A 3,283-nucleotide genomic window follows, 5' to 3' on the forward strand; every position below is an offset into this window, starting at 1 on the left:
AATTAGTAAATAAAGATTGAGATCTTGGTTTATTAACTTCTGTGATTTCATTATCACGGTAATTAGTGTGATCTGACGAAGACACATTAACTCATTAACAGATTGGCAAAATTGAGTCTGAAATAAATTGTTCACTCAAGAGTTTAGATTAAGCAATTAATCTAGATGAATTGAGAACTAGCAAATTAACTGAATCAAGCGTTTTGGTATGTGAATTTAGATTGAAGCTGTACGGTGCTTAAGTGCACAGTGCTCTAAACTGAAATGTTGAAGTTACTAACTTGTAGGTAACATCGACTGTTTGGGGTTGTATAGTCAAGTAATTAAGTGCATGTGGTGGATGCCTTGGCAGTCAGAGGCGATGAAAGACGTGATAGCCTGCGAAAAGCTCCGGGGAGGCGGCAAATATCCTTTGATCCGGAGATGTCTGAATGGGGGAACCCACCTACTTTAAGGTAGGTATTGCAACATGAATACATAGTGTTGCAAGGCGAACGAGGGGAAGTGAAACATCTCAGTACCCTTAGGAAAAGAAATCAATTGAGATTCCCTCAGTAGCGGCGAGCGAACGGGGATCAGCCCATTAAGTTATGTGTGTTTTAGTGGAACGCTCTGGGAAGTGCGAACGTAGAGGGTGATATTCCCGTACACGAAAGGGCACACATAATGATGACGAGTAGGGCGAGGCACGTGAAACCTTGTCTGAATATGGGGGGACCATCCTCCAAGGCTAAATACTCCTGACTGACCGATAGTGAACCAGTACCGTGAGGGAAAGGCGAAAAGAACCCCTGTGAGGGGAGTGAAATAGATCCTGAAACCGCATGCATACAAGCAGTGGGAGCACCTTCGTGGTGTGACTGCGTACCTTTTGTATAATGGGTCAGCGACTTATATTCAGTAGCGAGGTTAACCGTATAGGGGAGCCGTAGAGAAATCGAGTCTTAATAGGGCGTTTAGTTGCTGGGTATAGACCCGAAACCAGGCGATCTATCCATGAGCAGGTTGAAGGTTGGGTAACACTAACTGGAGGACCGAACCCACTGTCGTTGAAAAGCCAGGGGATGACTTGTGGATAGGGGTGAAAGGCTAATCAAGCCTGGTGATAGCTGGTTCTCCCCGAAAGCTATTTAGGTAGCGCCTCGGACGAATACCATAGGGGGTAGAGCACTGTTTCGGCTAGGGGGTCATCCCGACTTACCAAACCGATGCAAACTCCGAATACCTATGAGTACTATCCGGGAGACAGACTGCGGGTGCTAACGTCCGTAGTCAAGAGGAAAACAATCCAGACCGCCAGCTAAGGCCCCAAAATCATAGTTAAGTGGGAAACGATGTGGGAAGGCATAGACAGCTAGGAGGTTGGCTTAGAAGCAGCCACCCTTTAAAGAAAGCGTAATAGCTCACTAGTCGAGTCGGCCTGCGCGGAAGATGTAACGGGGCTAAAACTATGTGCCGAAGCTGCGGATGTATACTTTGTATACGTGGTAGGGGAGCGTTCTGTAAGCCGATGAAGGTGTGTTGAGAAGCATGCTGGAGGTATCAGAAGTGCGAATGCTGACGTGAGTAACGACAAAACGGGTGAAAAACCCGTTCGCCGAAAGACCAAGGGTTCCAGTCCAACGTTAATCGGGGCTGGGTGAGTCGACCCCTAAGGCGAGGCCGAAAGGCGTAGTCGATGGGAAAATGGTTAATATTCCATTACTTCTGTGTAATGCGATGAGAGGACGGAGAAGGCTAAATCAGCCTGGCGTTGGTTGTCCAGGTGAAAGGATGTAGGCATGTATCTTAGGCAAATCCGGGGTACTCTATGCTGAGATCTGATAGCAAGCTGTACTTGTACAGCGAAGTGGTTGATGCCATGCTTCCAGGAAAAGTCTCTAAGCTTCAGTTACACAGGAATCGTACCCGAAACCGACACAGGTGGTCAGGTCGAGTAGACCAAGGCGCTTGAGAGAACTCTGCTGAAGGAACTAGGCAAAATGGTACCGTAACTTCGGGAGAAGGTACGCTGTTGTTGGTGATGGAACTCGCTTCCTGAGCTGACGACAGCCGCAGAAACCAGGCCGCTGCAACTGTTTATTAAAAACATAGCACTCTGCAAACACGAAAGTGGACGTATAGGGTGTGATGCCTGCCCGGTGCTGGAAGGTTAATTGATGGGGTTAGCGTAAGCGAAGCTCTTGATCGAAGCCCCAGTAAACGGCGGCCGTAACTATAACGGTCCTAAGGTAGCGAAATTCCTTGTCGGGTAAGTTCCGACCTGCACGAATGGCATAATGATGGCGGCGCTGTCTCCAGCAGAGGCTCAGTGAAATCGAAATCGCTGTGAAGATGCAGTGTACCCGCGGCTAGACGGAAAGACCCCGTGAACCTTTACTGCAGCTTGACACTGAACTTTGACCTTACTTGTGTAGGATAGGTGGGAGGCTTTGAAGCTGGAACGCTAGTTCCAGTGGAGCCGTCCTTGAAATACCACCCTGGTAATGTTGAGGTTCTAACTCTGTCCCGTGATCCGGGACGAGGACCGTGTCTGGTGGGTAGTTTGACTGGGGCGGTCTCCTCCTAAAGAGTAACGGAGGAGTACGAAGGTGCGCTCAGCGTGGTCGGAAATCACGCGTAGAGTATAAAGGCAAAAGCGCGCTTAACTGCGAGACCCACAAGTCGAGCAGGTACGAAAGTAGGTCTTAGTGATCCGGTGGTTCTGTATGGAAGGGCCATCGCTCAACGGATAAAAGGTACTCTGGGGATAACAGGCTGATACCGCCCAAGAGTTCATATCGACGGCGGTGTTTGGCACCTCGATGTCGGCTCATCTCATCCTGGGGCTGAAGCAGGTCCCAAGGGTATGGCTGTTCGCCATTTAAAGAGGTACGCGAGCTGGGTTTAGAACGTCGTGAGACAGTTCGGTCCCTATCTACCGTGGGCGCTGGAAATTTGAGAGGATCTGCTCCTAGTACGAGAGGACCAGAGTGGACGAACCTCTGGTGTACCGGTTGTGACGCCAGTCGCATCGCCGGGTAGCTATGTTCGGAAGGGATAACCGCTGAAAGCATCTAAGCGGGAAGCCTACCTCAAGATAAGATTTCCCTAGGACTTTATGTCCTCTAAAGAGCCGTTCGAGACTAGGACGTTGATAGGTTGGATGTGGAAGCATAGTGATATGTGAAGCTGACCAATACTAATTGCTCGTGAGGCTTGACTATACAACACCCAAGCAGTTGTATATGAAGCATCAATCGATTCTTAAATATGCAAGACAACTTGATTTAGTTATACCTCT

The 3,283-nt window shown here is 48.8% G+C and carries 1 rRNA gene; it reads left to right on the forward strand.

From position 1 onward, the window contains the following. Positions 1-313: 313 nt before the first annotated feature. A 23S ribosomal RNA gene (locus C1642_RS03320) occupies positions 314-3,206 on the forward strand. The last annotated feature ends 77 nt before the right edge of the window (positions 3,207-3,283 follow it).

Origin of the sequence: Acinetobacter sp. AKBS16 (genome assembly GCF_002899995.1) — a bacterium.
Classification (GTDB): Bacteria; Pseudomonadota; Gammaproteobacteria; order Pseudomonadales; family Moraxellaceae; genus Acinetobacter; species Acinetobacter baumannii.